The organism is Snodgrassella sp. M0110, assembly GCF_016101465.1.
GTDB classification, from domain to species: domain Bacteria; phylum Pseudomonadota; class Gammaproteobacteria; order Burkholderiales; family Neisseriaceae; genus Snodgrassella; species Snodgrassella alvi.
The window spans coordinates 290,980-311,921 of record NZ_JACFQM010000002.1 but is presented as its reverse complement, the minus strand read 5'-3'; the positions used below and the strand labels follow the sequence as shown (position 1 = coordinate 311,921).

Here is a 20,942-nt window from a genome sequence, read left to right as displayed (position 1 = left end):
AATTCATGAGCCATTTTTTAGACAGACTGAATTTTTTACGTAAAACCAAAGAAACATTTTCTGCCGGACATGGGGCAGTGGTGGCTGAGAGCAGAGAATGGGAAGATGCTTACCGCCAGCGCTGGCAGCATGACAAAATTGTACGTTCAACTCACGGAGTAAATTGTACCGGTTCCTGTAGTTGGCGCGTTTTTGTTAAAAACGGTTTGATTACATGGGAAATGCAACAGACAGATTACCCGCGTACACGTGCCGATTTACCCAATCATGAACCGCGGGGCTGTCCGCGTGGTGCATCATATAGCTGGTATGTTTACTCTGCACAGCGGGTGAAATATCCGATGATTCGCGCTTCTCTGCTGCGTATGTGGCGTGAAAAACGCCAGACTCTGAATGCAATTGAGGCCTGGCAGAGTATTACTCAGAATCCGGAATTGGCGAAAAAATATAAATCTGAGCGTGGTCAGGGCGGTTTTGTCCGTCTGGACTGGAAAGAAGCTTATGAAATTATTGCTGCTGCCAATGCATTCACAATTAAAGAGTTTGGTCCGGATCGTGTAATTGGCTTTTCTCCGATTCCGGCAATGTCGATGGTGAGCTATGCTGCCGGTTCGCGTTATCTGAGTCTGATTGGCGGTGTACCGCTGTCATTTTACGACTGGTATTGCGATTTACCGCCTTCCAGCCCGCAAACATGGGGTGAACAAACCGATGTTGCAGAATCTGCCGACTGGTACAACGCCAACTATCTGATGGTATGGGGCTCTAATGTACCCATGACACGCACTCCGGATGCGCACTTCTATACTGAAGTGCGTTATAAAGGTACAAAAACAGTAGCAGTTTCATCTGATTATGGTGAAATGGTGAAATTCAGTGATATCTGGATGGCACCAAAACAGGGGACAGATGCTGCTCTGGCAATGGCAATGGGGCATGTGATTCTGAAAGAATTTCATCTGCAGAATCCGTCAGAATATTTTATTGATTATTGTCGTCGTCTGACAGATATGCCTAATCTGGTGGTGATTAATCAGGAAAACGGTAAACTGCTGCCGGGCTACTTCCTGCGTGCAAGCCAGATAGCAGGCGGGCTGGATGAAAGCAATCATTCTGAATGGAAAACACTGGTTATCAACGAAAATACCGGTGATATTGTTGCACCGAAAGGATCGATAGGTTTTCGCTGGGGTGAGCAGGGTAAATGGAATCTGCTGGCACAAAAATCTGACAGTACAGAAATCAAAGCGCTGATATCACTTAAAGATAATCATGATGCCATCATGGGTGTGTCTTTTGATTATTTCGGCGGGGATGATGCAGCAGAAGTCATTGTTAAAAATATTCCGGTTAAGCAGATAATTAATGCAGATGGCGAAAAAATACTGGTAACAACAGTATTTGATTTGATGTGTGCCAATTATGGTATTGACCGTGGTTTTGGTGGTGATGGCGTTACCGATGATTATCTGGCTGATGTGCCTTATACACCATTGTGGCAGCAGAAACATACCGGCGTGAAGCCGGAGCTGGTGATTCAGGTGGCACGCGAATTTGCCCAAAACGCACATGAAACACATGGTCGCAGTATGGTAATTGTGGGTGCCGGTCTGAATCACTGGTATCACATGGACATGGCGTATCGTGGCATTATTAATATGCTGATGATGTGTGGCTGTATCGGTCAGAGCGGCGGCGGCTGGTGTCATTATGTCGGTCAGGAAAAACTACGCCCGCAAACCGGCTGGGCCCCTCTGGCTTTTGCTGCAGACTGGAACCGGCCTTCACGCCAGATGAATGGTACTTCTTTCTTCTATGCACACACCAGCCAGTGGCGGCATGAAAAACTTAAGATGTCGGAAGTTATTGCGCCAACCCATGCTGGTCAGATGGCTGATATGAGTCAGCTGGATTTCAACGTTAAAGCTGAACGAATGGGCTGGCTGCCTTCTGCTCCGCAGCTGGGACGTAATCCGCTTGATGTGACCCGTGACGCAGAAGCACAAGGTAAAGATCCGATTGCATTTGCTGTTGAGCAGATGAAATCGGGCGCACTGGATATGGCTTGTACTGATCCGGATAATCCGCAGAATTTCCCGCGTAATCTGTTTGTCTGGCGTTCCAATATTCTTGGTTCATCCGGTAAAGGGCATGAGTATTTTCTCAAGTATCTGCTTGGCACACAAAATGCACTGATGAGTGATGAAACCGATGCTATTAAGCCGATTGATGTACAAGTGCGTCCGGCAGCTGAGGGTAAGCTGGATTTACTTACCGTACTGGATTTTCGTATGTCCACTACCTGTCTGTATGCAGATATTGTGCTGCCTACAGCCACCTGGTATGAAAAAGATGATCTGAACACTTCGGATATGCATCCGTTTATCCATCCGCTTAGTGAGGCAGTAAAACCGCTTTGGGAAAGTAAAACTGACTGGGATATTTATCGTGGTCTGGCGAAAGCATTTTCCGAAACTGCCAAAGATTATCTGGGTGTACGTAAGGATCTGGTATTAACACCATTGATGCACGACAGTCCAGAAGAGCTGGCACAGCCGTTTGACCCGAAAGACTGGAAACTGGGTGAATGTGAACCGGTACCGGGCAAAACCATGCCGAAAATGACCGTGGTTGAACGTGATTATGGTGCTATTTATGACAAATTCACTTCAGTAGGACCGTTGCTGGAAAAAATCGGTAATGGTGGTAAAGGTATTAGCTGGCAGACTGGTGCAGAAGTAGATTTACTGCGCAAACTTAACAACACCCAATCCGAAGGTGTGGCCACAGGCCAGCCGAAACTGCACACAGCTATTGATGCTGCGGAAATGATTCTGACACTGGCTCCGGAGACCAATGGCCATGTGGCAGTTAAGGCATGGGAAGCTTTATCAAAAAATACAGGTATCGACCATACTCATCTGGCCATTGCCCGTGAAGATGATGCTATCCGTTTCCGCGATGTGCAGGCACAGCCGCGCAAGATTATTTCATCACCCACTTGGTCTGGTCTGGAAAGTGAAAAAGTCAGCTATAACGCTGGTTATACCAATGTGCACGAACTGATTCCATGGCGCACCTTAACCGGCCGGCAGCAGTTTTATCAGGATCATCAATGGATGCGGCTGTTTGGTGAGGGACTGGTTTCCTATCGTCCGGCTGTAGATCTGAAAACCACGCTGAACGTGAAAGGCCATCAAAGCAACGGCAACCCTGAAATCGTACTGAATTTCATCACACCACATCAGAAATGGGGTATTCACAGTACATATTCAGATAATTTACGCATGCTGACCTTATCACGCGGTGGTCCGCATGTGTGGGTTTCTGAAATTGATGCTAAACGTGCCGGTCTCGAAGATAACGACTGGGTGGAAGTATTCAATGTGAATGGTACGCTGACCGCACGGGTAGTGGTAAGTCAGCGAGTACCTGAAACCATGATTCTGATGTATCACGCACAGGAAAAAATTGTCAATGTGCCCGGTTCAGAGCTGTCCGGTAAACGCGGAGGTATTCATAACTCAGTCACTAAAGTAGTTATGAAGCCAACGCATATGATTGGTGGTTATGCTCAATTATCATGGGGCTTTAATTATTACGGTACGGTAGGTACCAACCGTGATGAGCTTGTCGTAGTACGCAAAATGAACAGAGTGGAATGGCTGGATCAACCGGCCAAAACACCGGTGACAGAATAAAAAGGACACAATCATGAAAATTCGTGCACAAATCGGAATGGTGTTAAATCTGGACAAGTGTATTGGCTGTCATACCTGTTCTGTTACCTGTAAAAATGTATGGACAAGTCGTGACGGGGTTGAATATGCCTGGTTTAATAATGTAGAAACGAAACCCGGTATCGGTTATCCGAAAAACTGGGAGGATCAGGAACAGTATAAAGGTGGCTGGGTACGTGAAAATTCAGGCAAGCTGAAACTGAAGCAGGGTAATCGTCTCAAAGTACTGGCCAATATCTTTGCCAACCCTAATATGCCGGCTATTGACCAGTATTATGAACCGTTTACCTATGATTATGAGCATCTGCAAAATGCCCCGCTGATGCAAACACCGCCTACAGCACGGCCTGTTTCGGTATTAACCGGGCAGAAAATGGATAAAATTCACTGGGGACCGAACTGGGAAGATGATTTAGGCGGTGAATTTGCCAAGCGTTCTAAAGATAAACTTTTTGATGGCATTCAGAAAGATATCTACGCTGCTTTTGAAAATACATTTATGATGTATTTGCCGCGTTTGTGTGAACATTGCCTGAATCCAGCCTGTGTGGCCAGTTGTCCGTCCGGTTCAATATACAAGCGTGAAGAAGATGGGATTGTTCTGATTGATCAGGATAAATGCCGTGGCTGGCGTATGTGTGTCTCTGGCTGCCCTTATAAAAAGATTTACTACAACTGGGTGGCAGGCAAAGCGGAAAAATGTATTTTCTGTTATCCGCGCATTGAAGGCGGTCAACCGACAATTTGTTCAGAAACCTGTGTTGGCAGAATACGTTATCTCGGTGTACTCCTCTATGATGCAGACCGGATCAGTGAGAGTGCTGCGATAGAAAATCCTCAGGATTTATACGAACAGCAACTGGATATTTTTCTTGACCCGAATGATCCTGAAATTGCCAAAGAAGCACTGGCTCAGGGAATTCCGGCAGACTGGATACAGGCAGCTCAGAATTCGCCGGTTTATAAAATGGCGGTTGAATGGAAAGTGGCATTTCCGTTGCATCCAGAATATCGTACTTTACCGATGGTTTGGTATATTCCGCCGTTATCACCAATTCAGTCTGCGGTTGAATCCGGTGTTATTGGTCAGAATGGTCTGATTCCGGAAATAAAAGATATGCGAATTCCGATTGAATATCTGGCCAATCTGCTCACTGCCGGTAAAACCGAACCAATTATTAATGCGCTGCAAACCATGATTGATATGCGTAAATACATGCGCAGCAAAAATATTTATTCTGAAGAGCAGGCATTACAGGAATTGTCCGGACATCGTTTGAGTGCTGCACAAATTGAAGAAATGTATCAGGTAATGGCAATTGCCAATTATGAAGACAGATTTGTCATTCCAAGTGCACATAAAGAACTGGTCAGCAATACTTTTGAGGAAAAAGCCAGTTGCGGATTTTCTTTTGGAGATGGCTGCCATAACGGCCACAGCAAAGAAAGCCTGTTTGGTACACGTAAAGCTTCACCGATTATTTTTCATGGACTGCGTAAGAAAAATAATCGTCAGTCGGCCTCATAGGACAGACAAATGTATAAAATTTTATCCATTTTACTAAGCTATCCAAGGCAGGAATGGTTAGACCATACGGATGAATTGCATTCAATTCTGGCCGATCAGTTATCTGCTAATCAGATTTCAGTATTACAGCCATTTTTTGAACATTTACGCACGCATGATGAAATCGATCTTCAAGAAGTATATGTAGCTACTTTTGATCGCAGTCGCAAACATGCTTTACACATGTTTGAACATCTGCATGGAGAAGATCGCATCCGTGGTCAGGCGATGGTCGATTTACTGGCAGAATATCAGAAACACGGCTTTGAACCTGCCGATAATGAATTGCCGGATTATCTGCCTTTATTTTTAGAATTTTTGTCTCATGTTGCCGAAGATGAAGCCAAAAATTTACTTGCTGATGCAGTCCATGTGATTGGCTATATAGCTGACAACCTGCATCAGAGTAAATCAGTGTATGCACCGGTTATGGATGCAGTTGTCGCTTTATCTCCAGTTAAACCGCAGCCATTACAGGCTGCACCAGTACGCAATATGGACGAAGCTCTGGAAAAATTCGGACCAACAGCAGAAGGACTGGAACCGTTATTAAATCAGCCGTCTGTGCAGGAAGTGCAATTTTTCCGCAATAAAAAATTCAGTTAGCCGGGAGACAGCATGTATTATCTTAATCAATTTATTTTCGGCATTTTTCCTTATATTGCCGCCAGTATTTTTTTTCTGGGCAGTTTGATTCGTTTTGATACAAATCAGTATTCATGGAAGTCTGAATCAAGCCAGCTGCTTTATCCGCGTCTGCTGCGAGTTGGCAATATTCTGTTTCATATTGGTGTACTCGGACTGTTTTTCGGACATCTGGTCGGTTTGCTTACGCCTGTAGTAGTTTGGGATACACTTGGTGTTACTCATGAAGCCAAGCAGCTGACAGCAATGATTGCCGGCGGAATAATGGGTACACTTGCTTTAATCGGATTACTGATGCTTATTTACCGGCGTTTCAGCTGTGCACGTTTACTGGCTAACAGTAGCTGGCGCGACAAACTGGTATTAATCTGGTTGCTGATTACGCTTTGTCTGGGGCTGGGTACTATCCATGTTTCCGCTCATCATCTGGACGGAGCAGAAATGATTAGTCTTATGCAGTGGGCTCAGCATATTGTGACATTCAGAGGCGGTGCAGCGGATATTATTGCGCATGTCAGCCCGATTTTTAAATTACACCTCTTTATGGGTATGAGTGTATTTGTAATCTTTCCATTTACCCGTCTGGTGCATATCTGGAGCGGATTTGGTACTTTAGTCTATCTGAAGCGTAAAACACAGCTGGTCAGAAGCAGACGTTATTAAATAGTTTCTAAAAAAAAGGCAGTACTGGTATTCAGTACTGCCTTATTTATTATAAATTAAACTAAATAGAATTGAATTAATTTAATTAATTGTTCTGTCGAGAAATAGATAAACAAAACAAAATTTGATGTAATGAAAAACACAATAAAAAAAACAATAAATGAGTGTACTTGAATACTAAAGAGGAAAAAACTCTTGAAATGCGAGATTTTCTCTCTTCAGATTTTCTGCAGGGTAATGCGCTATGTCTTTTTTCTTTGAGTAAAAAAAGCCCTCATAAGAGACAATTCTTTGAGGGCTGAAGGATGTTAAAGGGGATTTAACAACAAAGGTTATATTACATGAATAAATGTTAATTTTCTATACATTGTTGTTTAATCTGGCTGCTGCTTAATGGTATTTACTGAAAATCTAAAAAGATGAGATGGATATCTCAGCTTTTTAAAGACAAGTAATGGGTATTTTAATGAAATTTTTAGGCAAATAAATAATTTGAATCACTATATTTCGTTTGTGACTATTGCTAACATGATGGAACTAAAAGTACAGCAAGCATACATGGCAGTAACTTAAGTCAAATTCAAAATAATAAAATTTAATATTCCGCCTCTGCTAATGTGCAACGGCTTAAGATCTGAATCTTTATAGTCCCAGAATTTTGCCGAGATACCATTAAAAAATATGTTCGCGAAATCTCAATAATAACTTTATAAATAAAATGAAAAAATCATGTCTTATGAGTACTATTAATCAGTTTATTTTACAATATTAAATTTAAAACTAATCTTTTTGTATTAATATTCTGATTTCAAGGGATTCAATTTTATAAATTTTATAATAGGTAAAAAAATAACTATTTTACAAATAGAAAACAATAAATTATAAGTCAGTTTTCATAGTACTCAATTTTTTAAAAACAAAAAAATACATGAATAAAAATCATTTCTGAAGGTCTTGATTTTATCAAAATAATAGGAGATAATACACCCATATTTACTAATTGCAGTTAGATCAAATGCTAACTAAACAATTGTAATAAAAAATTTACACTATTATTCTCTATATTTAGCTTCAAATTTTTTAAAATCAGGCGATGTTCTTTAAATATATATTTTAAATATATATTTTAAATTTTTCGACCACTACGCCGCATATAGTAATGTGGTCAGACATCTCAATAATCGGATAACGGTTATTGAGAGGTTTGAGATAATGATAGCTACCCTCACTGATATACTGCTTAAACATGGCCTTATTGTTATTTTCGCATACAACAACAAAGCAGCCGTCTTTTATCGGTCTTTCTGGGTCTACAATGATTTTATCACCGGCTGTGAATTCAGGTTCCATACTATCACCTTTAATTTCAAGCGCAAATGCCTGATTACTGTGTTTACGTAATGTTGGTACCCATATGAGATTAGTCTCTAGCAAAGTATTACTATCTAATTGTTTAGTGGCGTCTATCCATGATAGTAAAGGAACTTTGTAACTATTAAACAAAATTTCATTTGTTTCGAATGATCCAATACCAAAATGTTCTGGTCTCACTACATCGGCAAAATAAGAAACCAACTTATCGATATGTGCCTTATCAATACGACCAGTCTGAATCCAACTGGTTACAGATGGTGGTTTTATCCCGAAAGCTCGAGCTACATCAGCTTTGCGTACACCTTTAAGTTCGATTGCAGATTTGATGGCTTCACCTAATTGTTTACCTGTATACATAATCATCCTTATTTTTGCCTAATCTTATTTAGTAGGTATATAGTTAGGCAATGATTTGCATTTTATTAGTTATTGACTTAATATTAACGAAAATTTAATAAAGATTTTTTAAATTATAGATTTTATATTAGGTATAAACAAATATATTTATTAAATTGTAAAATATTATCTATAACCAATTTTAATTTTAAGAGAGTGCCTACAATATGAAAAGGGAACTGTATGATTTTACTCTAAATTTCAAACTAACACTTAATCAGATTATATGTTTAAAAATGATAAATATAAATTGAATAATAAATTGAATCAGTGAAATAACTTGTTATATTTTACATTTATTTAAAATGATTTCAGTACTTTACTTATATAAGGTATATCTATGACAAACTATAAAATTGAAGTTGACCTGGCTGAAAATGTTTTACGGGCTTATGAATATTGTATGAAAGATACTATTAAAAAAGGGCATTGCAGAAGTATTGAATGGAAATACCAGGCACCGGCAGCTTCAAAAGGGGTTCAGCAAACTTTTTATCCTACTTATCAACCAGAAGTTTATGATATGGTGAAGACTTCTATGGGAAATCTGTTTTATAAGAATCGTGAAGCCTTTGCTCTATTATCAAGCAAATACTGCAAACTAAGTCCTTTATATAAACGCCAGAATCAAAATACAGTTAAACGGAATCAGCGGAGACGTTACTCAAGTAAAGACTGGAATAAATCAATTGAACAAAGTTTGTGGCTTTTCTGGCAGGAAATGAAGATTCAAAACAATTTCGAAAAATATTTTCGTTATAATTCTTGACATATCCGATACAATATTTTATAATAAGTTAAAAATTAGTTATAGGTATGCTTAACCTTGAACAGCTGATAAATAAAGTTCCCGAAAGGGGGCTTTTTTGCGTTTTGAGAAAGTGATTACAGGTTGAATAGACTCATTTTAAAAATAAATTTAATTTATTTAATTAAATTTGAGGAGAGTTCATATCTTAATTATGGAAGTTTTCATTAAAGTATTATGAAAAAATATTGAATGGCACTGAACATCTTTTTTATCCTATATAGTTTATATAATTGTATAAATTATTAGTGCTACCAATACTTTAAATTAATTGTTATTCAAACTAGATTTACCTTGCTAAATACAGATTTAAGATTAAAATGTTCATTTTAGAAATTTTATATGTGAATATTGAAATAAAATTGTAAGTATACTTGTTCAAATATATCTGGTTTTATGATTTTCTGTATCAGAAAACTTAAATAATAATACATAAGCATTTTGTATTGAAATATATTCTCTCAATAAATGAAAAAATAGTAATATTATTTACATTAATATTTTGTTTACAAATGTTAATTATATTATAATGAGCCGGAGACTATATTCAGACACTCGGCTGATATTTCATAAATTGAATAAAATTATTACTTAATGTTTTGATTACAATGTTATATAACCTGCTCTATAAATGATTTGACCGATTAGTTCTATTTCACTTAATGCGACAATTTCTTCAGGATATTCGTAATTATTATAGCTTTTCAGACGTATTTGTTGATTTGGCAAGTTTTGCAGTATCTTAATTCTGAATAAGTTACCTTGATTAAAGGCATAAATTTTGCCATCTACTGGTTGTTTCTGAGAAATATCAATAATGAATTTATCACCGTCATTGAGCAGATTTTGCATAGAGCTTCCGCTCATTGTTGCATAAAATAAATTTTCTATCTGAAAATTATGGTTATTTAAATCTTCTTTTAGTATGGATATGTGGGTCGTTTCAATATTTGTATGCTGAATAGGTAATGGAGGGATACTCAAAAAGACTCCATTATTGTAATGATTTCGGGGTAAATTTTCAGTATGCTGAAAATTTAATATGTTCATAATTTTATTAACTGTGTCTAATCTCGGTACGACTTTACCCAATTCATATCTGGATATCAGTGATGGTGTGATACTGGTTTTCTGAGCTAATTCTTTTTGAGAAAGCCCTGCTGCAAGTCTGGCATTTTTAAGTTGTTTTGCAAATTTCATAATAGGAACATAATATATTAATAGATAAAAATTAATTTATAGATGATAAAAAATAGTCATTAAAGGTCATAAAGTGCTTGTAATTATCTTTCAGAGATTTTAATATAGCCATAAGTGGTTATATTTAATAATCATTTAAAGGGGTATATTACCTTAAATTATATAGAAACGGCACTACTACTAGATTTTAAATTTAAAGTATATGGAAACAAATATTTTTTAATTATCAAATAATTTATATAACGTAAAGGTTAAAATTTTTAAATATATTTAAATATTAGTATCTGAAAAGAAAATACCTCAAAGGTGGCAGCCTTTGAGGTATTAAGTGAACAAAAATCCCCAAGGTAAATTAAGGAGTTTTGAAGTGAATAATAGTATCACATTTGTTGCTTTTTATGGGAGTAGTCTGGCTACCATTAAAGTTAAGAACACAATTTATGTATGTATGAAATCAGTGGTTAATGGAATTGGTTTAGACTGGTCTACACAACATCGTAAATTAAGAGGATGTTATCAAAAATATGGTTGTGGTTTTTTATCTATTCCTGTAAAAAACGGAACCAAAAAAATTCTGGTTATTCCATTAAAGAAATTGACTAACTGGTTGCAAAGTATTAATCCCAAAAAAGTTAAAAGCAATCTCAAAGAACTAGTTCTTACTTATCAAAGTGAGTGTGCTGAAGCTATTCAGAAACACTGGCGTAAACCACAGGCTGCAAAAAGATCCGGCAGTGTTGTAGATAAGAAAGAAAGTGGCTGTACTGGGCTATTACCTAATCAGATTAGCATTATTAAGGCTTTACATAAACAACTAGTACTGGCTGTATCTAAAGACAAACAAGCTGAGCTGGCAATGTCATTATGGCAGGCTGTGAAAGCACGGTATGGAGTTAGCTATGAAAAAGTGCCTTCATCCAAGTTTGTAGATGTTATTTGTCTGTTAAGTCGTGTTGCCGTAAAAAAAGCCAGTATCAGTAGTACCGAGTTAGCTAAAAATAATAACGATGAAATTACTGTTCCATCGTCAATATTAGCTAGTTTATATGAATCATTTGCTTGTTCGCAAAAAATGCGTCTGATGTATGAGCACTTGTTTCCGGTATTTCGTATTATGGGCAGTAAATATGAATGTGATATTCATGAATTTGCTTATGAAATGGACAAAGTATTCAATAAATGTCATAAAGCTTTTTTGCCTTTATTTGAAAAAATGCCTGAATCTGCAGCTAAAGATTTTGCCCGGGATTGTTTAGCTAAGTTAATGTAATAATCTGACTGTATAGTTATAGCCATATCCTGAAATTTAATTTATAAAAAAATTCCGGATATGGCTGATACATCTGAATAAAATGAATATTAAGAAAAAATAATAAGTATTTTTAATTTAAAAAATAATAAATAAATCAGAATAATATAAAATTAAATTTATTTATATTTAGAAAGGGGAAATAAAGATTGACTCAATAAATTGGAAAATATTATGAAATATAAAATAATTAATAAACTGGTTTTAACCAGCTTTCATTTTTAAAGGATATGATAGTTGATTTATGAGAAATGTTGAATTGATACTTCAGTTACTTTATTCTCTGCTTGATTTAAGATTTTTACCGGATAAATTACAAAAATGGTTATTTGATACAGGTACGCGTGTAATTACTGTTACCAGTGCTCTGATTATGATAGGTTTTGCCGGAATATTCATTTTAGGCGGGAGTGAGGTATTTAATCTGAAGCTTTATAAAGGTTTTTTATTACTACAACCTTTCACTTTGGAAGTATTGCTGCTTAGTGTGGCATTACTTCAGCTAATTATAACAATATTTAAATCTAATCGATGCCATGTTTTATCTGGATATTTATTAATTCTATCTGCTTTAATCTGGGCTGTGATATCAGCTACATTTTTAGCATCTTATCCGCCGTTAACGACCGGTATGACCACCTATCCGGTTTTAGCAGTGGTATGTGCACTGGCAGGTCGTAATTTGATTAACTATACAAAACGGATTGAAGATTCAAAACATAAAGGACAATAAAATATGGATTTAGTGAAAGATGCTTTTTCGATCTGTATTTTATTTGCGCTGACAGGCGGGCTGGCTGGTTCTTTACTGGTTACCGATTACAAACGCTATGGCTGGTTTATGACAATTTTATTTGTCTTGCTGGGAATGATCTTTGCTGCGGCAATAACTGATTATTTTTTCCCGCAGAAACATCCATGGCTTTTTGCCGGAGTTGGTGTATTTGCAGGTATGTCTACAACAGCATTTCTTGATGCATTTAAAGCTGCAGCACCAAAACTGGCACAGCGCATAATTGATATTGTTAGCAAAAAAGCTGAAAAATTTGTTGGTAGTGATGAATCAACAAAAAAATAAAAATAAATTTAATATCACAAGCAGCCTTTGGGCTGCTTTTTTTGGAATAATAAAATGTATAAATTGAGTAATCGATCATTACAGCGTTTGTATGGAGTAGATCCCGATTTAGTCAGGGTAGTAAAACGGGCGATTGAATTGACCAGTCAGGATTTTATGATAACTGAAGGTCGAAGAACTCGTGAACAATGCTGTATCAATTACGGTAAGGGTCGTACAATTCAGCAGTGTAGTCAGAAAGGAGTACCGGCGAAATACGCACAGCCAAATTTGAGTAAAGTAACTTGGCTGAATGATCCGTTTGCAAGCAAACATTGTACTGGTAAGGCAATTGATCTGGTTCCTTACCCAGTTGACTGGAATGATTTGAAAAAATTCCACACAATTGCGGTTGCCATGAAGCAGGCTGCTTTTGAGCTGAGGGTAAAAATTAAGTGGGGCGGAGATTGGAGTAGCAGTAAGGATTACCCTCATTTTGAAATTTAATAATCAAAGACTACTATATAAAGATAAAAAATATCATTTTTATCGCTACAATTTATCAGAATAATTTATAATTTCCTAATAAATAGCTAATTATAAATGTTGATTATAGTAGTCTCTTATAAAATTATAAATGTGTAATAATCTAGTAATGTTTAGCTTATTTGGAGACTGATTTTATAGATATTTATCATAGCTTACTTGAAATTAGAATTTTGTTTTTTCAGTGAAATAAATATAATTTGATTATGGGTTATTTTTAATAAATGTTTTAAATATCAATTAATTAAATTTAAATCTTATAGTTAAAATTTAATTGTTGACTATTGTATAAAAGGTGATTACAATAGTAAGTAATTAATAGGTATGCTTCACCTTAAACAGCTGATGATAATAAAAGTTCCCGCTTGGGAGCTTTTTTGCGTTTTCAGCAAAGAGAATACTTAAAAAACTGTTTAAATCAGCATTATTATGCTTTTATAAATTAAAAATATAGTGAAATATTGAATTTAATTGGTGGTGGAGGCGGGGGGAATCGAACCCCCGTCCGAAAGTCCTCTACAGAGCGATCTACATACTTAGTCTTGCCAACTTCGAATCTTATTCACAAACCGCCGACAGACAGGCTGTTTGTAAACCAGTTGCCATAAATCTTATTTAATGCCAGGCAACACGACATTAAACCAGCCAATGTGAATGTCGTTGCGGTGAGTTGCCTCACACGGCCCATTGGCGAACCGCTGCAACGTTTAGCCTTAAGCGGCTAAAGCGTAAGTTTCGTCGTTTGCGACTATATAAATTCAGTGTTTAACGGGAATCTGAGACCCCGGTATGCACGCATCTGCTTTGCAACCCCCGTCGAAACCAAGGTCGCCCCCAGATGGTTTTGTTATTATACTTTTTTTTGGTGATTTTGCATAGTTATCTATGCTATCGGCTCTTTTCCCAGGAAAATAATCTTCACTTCCAAAAAAAATGATAAATTATATTGATAATTTTTATTATTTAATAAAACAACAATCTAAGAAACGTTTATTCTGTGTTATTTTTATAAGTTTAAGATTTAATATTTAAATATTATAAAGATAACAATTTATTGCAATAAAATTAAGTCTCTAATAAAATAGTTGAAATACTATGTAAATTAATAAAAATTAAGAAAATATAATTAAAGGATTATATATACTTTATGTTGCGGATCTGAAAAAAGTTGAGAAGATTGTTTTGAAAATGATAAATTAAAAAAATCCTAAGCTTAAGAAGCTTGGTATTTGGGTTGGAGAATCACGTGAATGTGTTGCTGTAGTGAAATATTTTACAAGAGCAGGGCAGACTGCTAACTGGAAAAAAGGCGCCAGAGTTAAAGAAAACATTAGTATTAAATCTGGTACTGCTATAGCAACATTTAATAGTAACGGTAAATATTATGGTCATGCTGCAATTTACGTTAGTCAAACAGCTATTGCTATTACCGTTTACGATCAATGGAATGATACACCTTTACACACTCGCCAGATCAAATTTAAGGGACATGGCTATGTTTCTAATGACGGGGATCAATTTTATGTTATTGAATAAACAAAAAAATGCGATATTATTTTCAATCTATTTTCTTGGTCTAATTTCGTTTAATTGCTATGCCCAGACTCCTGTTGTGAGTTGTCCATCATCTTTTTCTGACGCACATGGTGTTCATAAGCTTGATGATGTTTATGCATATGATGGTCCAGTATGTATGAAGGTATCATTAGTACCTGAGTATAAAAAAAACAAACAAGTATGGGATTTAGATGCATTAAGGGATCCTTCGTTAGTTTGTACGTATGAAAATACTGAACATTACGTTGTTATTAATGCGAAGGGGGCAGCTTATTGTGAAAAAACAAATGCACCAGTAGAAGTAAAATGTATGCCTAGATAATTTTTATAAATCATCAAAGAAGTCTTTAAGATTTACTTATGATTAGCATGAATTTTATACTATTGAATACTCGAAAATTGCCTCAGTATTTTTTGGTTTTATTTTTTAATATTGTATCAATTTATTGTCTAGCCCAGACTCCTGTTGTGAGTTGCCCGTCAACATTTTCTGACGGGCATGGTGTTCATAAGCTTGATGATGTTTATGCATATGATGGTCCAGTATGTATGGATGTATCATTAGTACCTGAGTATAAAAAAAATAAAGAAGTATGGGATTTAGATACATTAAGGGAACCTTCATTAGTTTGTACGTATGAGAATACCCGTCATTACGTTGTTATTAATGCGAAGGAAGCAGCTTATTGTGAAAAAACAAATGCACCAGTAGTAGAAGTAAAATGTATGCCTAAATAATTTTTATAAATCATCAAAGAAGTCTTAAAGATTTACTTATGATTAGCATGAATTTTATACTATTGAATAATCGAAAATTGCCTCAGTATTTATTGGCTTTATTTTTTAATATTGTATCAATTAATTGTCTGGCCCAGACTCCTGTTGTGAGTTGCCCGTCAACATTTTCTGACGGGCATAATGTTTACCAGTTTAAGAATGCCAGAGTATTCGATGGACCGGTTGAATTAAATGCTGAACTAAAGCCAGAATTTAAAAAAGATAAACAATATTGGAAGGTGTTTGGAACGAAGTATGACCCTTTTTTAATCTGCACATACGCTAAAGCTAATCATTATATTGTTTTTGATGCAAAGGGCGCGAGCTTTTGTGAAGTTACCGATAAACCTTTACAGGCAAGATGTATGCCTTAATCATTTAATATAATCTTGATTAGTTTATCGGATAGAAATAACTTAGCTGCATCTTTTTGGATTTGGAATATAACTAATCATGGCAGATTATTTAAGCCAAAAAGGAGTGTCGATTCAGTGAATAATGAAATAGTAGATTATGAAAGTGATGCGATTTTGAGTTTGAAAAATTAATGCTTGTACTCAAAATGAAAGATATTAATTTATATGTTATCAAATAATAAAGAAATATTAGCATTATTTATTAGCACGTTACTTGGCGTAGTATCAATTAATTGCTATGCTCAGACTCCTGTTGTGAGTTGTCCACCAACATTTTCTGACGGACATGGTATTCATAAACTTACTGAAGTCATGGTATATGATGGTCCAGTATGTATGAAAGCATCATTAGTGCCTGAGTATAAAAAAAACAAAGAAGTATGGGTTCTGGATACATTAAGGGATCCATCAGTAGTTTGTGCGTATGAGAAAATCCCTCATTACATTGTTCTTAATGCGAAGGGGGCAGTTTACTGTGAAAGAACAACGGCACCAGTACAGGTAAAATGTATGCCATAGCACATTTAGTGCAAACAGTTAACTCATATCGTATGTTATTTGCCAGCTTTTTATGAAGTTACGGTACTGGCAATCTGATAATGCCAATTGATAGGATGAGTCTGTCTTATAAGAAAATAAAAAATCTATGATTTGTTTATTATTTCAGCTGCGGTAAGGCTAGCAGTAATTACTGTATACATCAGCTAATTTTTCTTTATTTTGATTGATATACAATTAAATGAATAGTTATTGATGTCCGATTATTAATCTATTTTGAAAATATGTGCTGTTACAGAAATAAGGATTATTAAGAAGAAACTGGTTGCGATAGAAGTAATAAATTATCAGTAATAAGGTCATTGTTTTATAATTTGCATTATTTTGTCTGCAATGAGTGCTGTTATGTATGATGTCAATACTAATGATGTACGTCATTTTTTTGCGGATGTATGGCGTAAACGTCAGCAGCCGCAGTTGCTGGATGCGCTGCAACAAAAAGCGTTAAGAATTGTTGCTGCACACACTGAATATGCACCTTATCTGGAAAATATCGAGCAGTATTTAACCCGGGTATGGCGGCCTGAAGAAGGCGAAACTAATCCATTTCTGCATTTATCTTTGCATTTGTCTGTACAGGAGCAGGTAGCGATAGATCAGCCTTTCGGGATTGCTGCTATTCATCAGCGTTTGTGTCAGCAATATGCAGGCGACTGGGTAAAAGCGGAACACGATATGATAGAAGTTCTGGCTGAAACTTTATGGCAGGCGCAACGTTATGGTCAGGGGCTGGATGTTAATGATTATATGACACGTTTACGCAGTCTGGTTGGATTGGGGCAGGAAGATGAGGCTCGTTTAAACCCTCATGAAGTCGGAAAAATTTCTGATATACAAGCATGAATTGCTCAGACTTTGATTATGGTTTATTGTTTTGTACATTTGTATCAGTTACCCATATTGTTGCAATGGGATTGATACGGGTATTTATTTTCAATAATCTTAAATCAGGGGATGAATATGTCTTTCTGGGCAAGTAATGCAAATGCTTTGCTGCTATTATTGTTTGTGGCTTTGGGTATTATCGGGCATAACCCTTCTGTAACCATTTCTGCACTGATTATTTTGCTGGTGCAACAAACGCCTTTGCTTAAATATGCACCTGTACTGGAAAAATACGGTGTGCAACTGGGTATTATGTTACTTATGATAGGGGTACTGGCTCCTTTAATTACTGGTAAGGTTCAGCCCGCACAAATTGCAGCTCTGGTAACCAGTTGGAAAACCATGGCTGCGGTAGCGGTAGGTATAGTGGTGGCATGGTTGGGCGGACGCGGTGTTCATCTGATGCAGGTTAATCCGACTATTGTCACTGGTTTAATGATTGGCACCATTATTGGTGTGGCTTTTTTACGCGGAGTACCGGTCGGACCTCTGATTGCGGCAGGATTGTTATCACTGATTTTATAGTGGCCGAATTGCTGAAGTTCTTGCCAGAAAGATACGCTCTCGTTATAATGCGCGCAATTCCATTCTCACGGAGAGGTGGATGAGTGGTTGAAGTCGCACGCCTGGAAAGCGTGTATACGTGAATAGCGTATCGAGGGTTCGAATCCCTTCCTCTCCGCCAAATTATGATTAAAAGCTGCGAATGCAGCTTTTTTTATAGCTGTTATTTAAAATGCTTTTGTCATTTTAATGTTTATACTTTTTTGTATATTCATATTCTGAATGTCATCTTTGTTAAAGATGACAATTTGATTTTGTAATATTTTATTGATTTTTTGCTGGCAGGTTTAAGCTGTAAACTGTTTAGTCGCAATATTTATTTCCCTCACAATTTTGATTGTGAGGTTTTTTTGTGCCTGCCGGAATGTATGGAGAGTACTGGATGAATTTAACCTGTTCTGTTTTAAATGATGTGCAGACACATCTTCAGCATGCATTGCCAAAATATTCAGTACAACTGATGCCTAATAGTTTAAAGAATTATCAGTTTGTTCATTCGCTGGGTACGGTCTTAATCGGTTATCAGCGCAGTAAATTTAAAAAGCCGCGCAGTACGGATCTGATTGTACAGGAGAGGCATTTGCAATTGCGTTTTACTGTTTTTGCACGTGCTTTGGATGGTGAAAACGGTGTTCTGGATTTACTCGATTCTTTACGTCTGGCATTAGTGGGATTCCAGCCTGAACATTGCCAGCAAATCCGATTGTTGAGTGAGCGCTTTCTGGGTGAGGCCGACGGAGTCTGGCAATACCGGTTACGCGCTCGCACCGAGACACTTCAGGTGGAGCAGCGTCCGGTGATTAATCAGCAAAATTTGGTCAAGTCTATACCAACTCGTGGTGAGATTAAGGCCAGAGCTATTTCACATTCTGTAATTTCGAAGGAGTAAAAATCATCATGGCAGCAGCCTATTTGCATGGTGTTGAAACAATTCGTATTGATGGTGGCAGCAGTCCTGTCTATACCGTAGACGGGGCAATTACTGCAATTGTCGGTACCGGTATGTCTGGCCCGGTTAATGAGTTAACTGTATGTCAGACTGTTAAAGATTTCAGTCAGTTCGGTTTGCTGACTGGTGCAGGTTTCACTTTACCTGATGCGGCCAATATCTGGACTCGTTATCAGTCTGGTGTTGCTTATGTAGTGAATGTACTGGATCCGGATAAACATAAAACGGTCGTTGATTCTGAGTTACTGGTTATTGACGGTGATACGCTGACTGCGAAAACAGCACATCCGGCTGTACAGGCAGGTTATACAGTTCTGGCTGGTAATCAGACATTATCAGAGGGTACTGACTATGCTTTGAATAATGAAACAGGTGAGCTGACTTTTGTTCAAATGCGTTCAGATGTATCTATTAGTTATACTTATCTTGATCCAAGTAAGGTAACTTCAAAGGATATTATCGGCGGTTACGAGGCAGCTACCGGTAAACGCAAAGGGATGGAGCTGCTTACGGAAGGTTTTACCCGGCTGGGAGCAGATGCAAAAATTATTATTGTGCCTCAGTTTGATGCGGAAGCGACTGTGGCGGCAGCTATGGTTACTCTGGCTGATAAGCTTGAAGCTATTGCCTATATTGCTGCACCGAAAGGAACAACGCTTACCCAGGCTGTTCAGGGGCGCGGTTCGCTCGGTAATATTAATTTCCAGACGTCTTCGGATCGGGCGCAATTATTTTATCCCTATGTTACCGGTACCAGTGGTGAGCTGGAAAGTCTGGCTACTCATGCAGCCGGTTTACGGATGCGAACTGATGTTGAACAGGGTTATTGGTTCAGTATTTCCAATCGTGAACTGTCCGGTGTAACGGGTATGGAGGTTTCGCTGACTGCACGTATTGATGATCCGCAGGCAGAAACCAATCGTCTGAATGAAAAGGGTATTACGACGGTATTTAACAGTTATGGTACTGGTTTCCGCTTATGGGGTAACCGTCTGGCCTGTTTCCCGACAGTAACACATATTAAAAACTTTGAAACTGCACAGCGTACCGGCGATTTGATTAATGAATCAATTCGCCGTGCTCAGTTACAGTATATTGATTTGCCTATTGATGATGCGCTGATTGACAGCCTTCTGGGTACGGTGCGCACCTATCTGGGTACGTTGAAGAGTATTGTTGGTTTTAGTGTCAGCCTGGATTATGACTATGATCTGGCTGATGCTTTCAGTAAAGGGCAGGTACCAATTAAGTATGACTATACGCCTAAACTGCCTGCAGAACGTATCACTAATACCAGTGTGATGACCCGTACTTATCTGGCTAATTTGATTAGTAACCAGTCTGCCGCTTAGGAAAGAGTTATGACAGAATTTAATGCAATTTATAATGCCAATGTTTATGTTAATGGTAATAGTCAGTTAGGCCGTGCCAGTCAGTTTAAATTACCGGATATTTCTGTTGGTCAGACAGAAACTAAAGGTCTGGGTCTGGTGGGTTCAGTAAAACTGCCTAGCGGGATTGAGGCACTGGAAGGGGAAATCACCTGGAATAGCTTTTATCCGGATGTGTTTACAAAAGTATATAATCCTTTCAAAGCTTGTCAGCTAATGGTTCGTGCCAATGTGCAGGCATTTAATGCTTCCGGACTTGCAGCTGAGGCTCCGATGGTCGTGACTGTAATGGCAACTTTCAGCAAAAATCCGTTGGGAACCTATAAACCGAAAGAAAAAGCTGAATTCGCCAGCACTTTTCAGGCTACCGAAATTCATCAGACAGTGTCTGGTCGTGAAGTGTTGTATTACAACGCATTTACCAATCAGTACCGGGTAAATGGTGTGGATATGCTGGCGCAGATGCGTGCAAATATTGGTATGTAATTTTTATTTGTATTGATGTATTTGAATGCTCACTCTGATTGCCAGAGTGAGCTT

At 37.5% G+C, this 20,942-nt stretch carries 21 protein-coding genes, 1 tRNA gene and 1 other RNA gene; 20 read left to right on the top strand and 3 right to left on the bottom strand.

The features are described from left to right. Positions 1-5: 5 nt before the first annotated feature. The 4 genes from H3T84_RS04255 to narI are packed head-to-tail and all read left to right on the top strand — an operon-like array spanning position 6 to position 6,615. Positions 6-3,701: a nitrate reductase subunit alpha gene (locus tag H3T84_RS04255; RefSeq protein WP_198218217.1), complete on the top strand. Its 3,696-nt coding sequence runs from the start codon at positions 6-8 to the stop codon at positions 3,699-3,701. Positions 3,702-3,714: 13 nt separating this feature from the next. Continuing rightward, positions 3,715-5,268 carry a nitrate reductase subunit beta gene (gene narH, locus H3T84_RS04250; RefSeq protein WP_037488730.1) on the top strand — a complete coding sequence of 518 codons (1,554 nt, stop codon included), beginning with the start codon at positions 3,715-3,717 and terminating at the stop codon, positions 5,266-5,268. 9 nt (positions 5,269-5,277) lie between these two features. Next, positions 5,278-5,913, top strand: coding sequence for a nitrate reductase molybdenum cofactor assembly chaperone (narJ, locus tag H3T84_RS04245; protein WP_037488732.1), 636 nt, complete (start codon positions 5,278-5,280; stop codon positions 5,911-5,913). 12 nt (positions 5,914-5,925) lie between these two features. Continuing rightward, complete coding sequence (gene narI / locus H3T84_RS04240) at positions 5,926-6,615, top strand: respiratory nitrate reductase subunit gamma (protein WP_025330500.1); 690 nt, start codon at positions 5,926-5,928, stop codon at positions 6,613-6,615. 1,113 nt (positions 6,616-7,728) lie between these two features. On the opposite strand, the gene H3T84_RS04235 is transcribed toward narI, so the two are convergent. Beyond that, entirely contained in the window at positions 7,729-8,346 is a 618-nt protein-coding gene (locus H3T84_RS04235; protein ID WP_198218215.1) for a LexA family transcriptional regulator, read from the bottom strand. A 379-nt stretch (positions 8,347-8,725) separates the two neighbouring features. Between H3T84_RS04235 and H3T84_RS04230 the strand changes: the two genes are divergently transcribed. After that, a complete protein-coding gene (locus H3T84_RS04230) occupies positions 8,726-9,154 on the top strand; it encodes a hypothetical protein (RefSeq protein WP_198218213.1) in 429 nt (142 codons plus the stop codon). Positions 9,155-9,796: 642 nt separating this feature from the next. On the opposite strand, the gene H3T84_RS04225 is transcribed toward H3T84_RS04230, so the two are convergent. Beyond that, positions 9,797-10,393: a LexA family transcriptional regulator gene (locus tag H3T84_RS04225; protein ID WP_198218211.1), complete on the bottom strand. Its 597-nt coding sequence runs from the start codon at positions 10,391-10,393 to the stop codon at positions 9,797-9,799. Between the two features lie 367 nt (positions 10,394-10,760). On the opposite strand from H3T84_RS04225, the gene H3T84_RS04220 reads away from it, so the two are divergent. From H3T84_RS04220 to H3T84_RS04205, 4 genes are all read left to right on the top strand, one after another. Next, entirely contained in the window at positions 10,761-11,663 is a 903-nt protein-coding gene (locus H3T84_RS04220; protein ID WP_198218210.1) for a phage antirepressor N-terminal domain-containing protein, read from the top strand. A 283-nt stretch (positions 11,664-11,946) separates the two neighbouring features. Then, positions 11,947-12,435 carry a hypothetical protein gene (locus H3T84_RS04215; RefSeq protein ID WP_100116490.1) on the top strand — a complete coding sequence of 163 codons (489 nt, stop codon included), beginning with the start codon at positions 11,947-11,949 and terminating at the stop codon, positions 12,433-12,435. 3 nt (positions 12,436-12,438) lie between these two features. Further along, positions 12,439-12,780: a hypothetical protein gene (locus H3T84_RS04210; protein ID WP_100116491.1), complete on the top strand. Its 342-nt coding sequence runs from the start codon at positions 12,439-12,441 to the stop codon at positions 12,778-12,780. 54 nt (positions 12,781-12,834) lie between these two features. Continuing rightward, positions 12,835-13,266: a M15 family metallopeptidase gene (locus tag H3T84_RS04205; protein ID WP_100116492.1), complete on the top strand. Its 432-nt coding sequence runs from the start codon at positions 12,835-12,837 to the stop codon at positions 13,264-13,266. Between the two features lie 514 nt (positions 13,267-13,780). Here the strand turns inward: H3T84_RS04205 and ssrA are convergent. Beyond that, positions 13,781-14,141, bottom strand: a transfer-messenger RNA (tmRNA) gene (ssrA, locus tag H3T84_RS04200). Between the two features lie 427 nt (positions 14,142-14,568). Between ssrA and H3T84_RS04195 the strand changes: the two genes are divergently transcribed. The 11 genes from H3T84_RS04195 (at position 14,569) to H3T84_RS04145 (ending at position 20,888) form a co-directional block, all read left to right on the top strand. Further along, entirely contained in the window at positions 14,569-14,841 is a 273-nt protein-coding gene (locus H3T84_RS04195) for a BPSL0067 family protein (RefSeq protein WP_198218207.1), read from the top strand. Next, positions 14,828-15,184, top strand: a complete 357-nt coding sequence (locus H3T84_RS04190) for an STY0301 family protein (RefSeq protein ID WP_174833222.1) — start codon at positions 14,828-14,830, stop codon at positions 15,182-15,184. Before H3T84_RS04195 ends, H3T84_RS04190 begins: the two co-directional genes overlap by 14 nt. Before the next feature lie 47 nt (positions 15,185-15,231). Beyond that, on the top strand, positions 15,232-15,600 hold the full coding sequence (locus tag H3T84_RS04185; protein ID WP_198218205.1) for an STY0301 family protein: 369 nt from the start codon (positions 15,232-15,234) through the stop codon (positions 15,598-15,600). A 62-nt stretch (positions 15,601-15,662) separates the two neighbouring features. After that, positions 15,663-16,013: an STY0301 family protein gene (locus H3T84_RS04180; RefSeq protein WP_198218202.1), complete on the top strand. Its 351-nt coding sequence runs from the start codon at positions 15,663-15,665 to the stop codon at positions 16,011-16,013. A 207-nt stretch (positions 16,014-16,220) separates the two neighbouring features. Then, a complete protein-coding gene (locus H3T84_RS04175; RefSeq protein WP_370524001.1) occupies positions 16,221-16,574 on the top strand; it encodes an STY0301 family protein in 354 nt (117 codons plus the stop codon). Between the two features lie 384 nt (positions 16,575-16,958). Continuing rightward, positions 16,959-17,456 (top strand): DUF1841 family protein, encoded by a 498-nt coding sequence (locus H3T84_RS04170; protein WP_198218198.1) that lies wholly within the window; start codon positions 16,959-16,961, stop codon positions 17,454-17,456. Positions 17,457-17,567: 111 nt separating this feature from the next. Next, complete coding sequence (locus H3T84_RS04165) at positions 17,568-18,023, top strand: DUF441 domain-containing protein (protein WP_084562907.1); 456 nt, start codon at positions 17,568-17,570, stop codon at positions 18,021-18,023. Between the two features lie 69 nt (positions 18,024-18,092). Continuing rightward, a tRNA-Ser gene (locus tag H3T84_RS04160) sits at positions 18,093-18,183 on the top strand. A gap of 261 nt (positions 18,184-18,444) precedes the next feature. Next, a complete protein-coding gene (locus H3T84_RS04155) occupies positions 18,445-18,951 on the top strand; it encodes a Gp37 family protein (RefSeq protein ID WP_025330543.1) in 507 nt (168 codons plus the stop codon). An 8-nt stretch (positions 18,952-18,959) separates the two neighbouring features. Further along, complete coding sequence (locus H3T84_RS04150; RefSeq protein WP_025330544.1) at positions 18,960-20,363, top strand: phage tail sheath subtilisin-like domain-containing protein; 1,404 nt, start codon at positions 18,960-18,962, stop codon at positions 20,361-20,363. Positions 20,364-20,372: 9 nt separating this feature from the next. Next, positions 20,373-20,888 (top strand): phage major tail tube protein, encoded by a 516-nt coding sequence (locus H3T84_RS04145; RefSeq protein WP_198218196.1) that lies wholly within the window; start codon positions 20,373-20,375, stop codon positions 20,886-20,888. Positions 20,889-20,942: the final 54 nt, after the last annotated feature.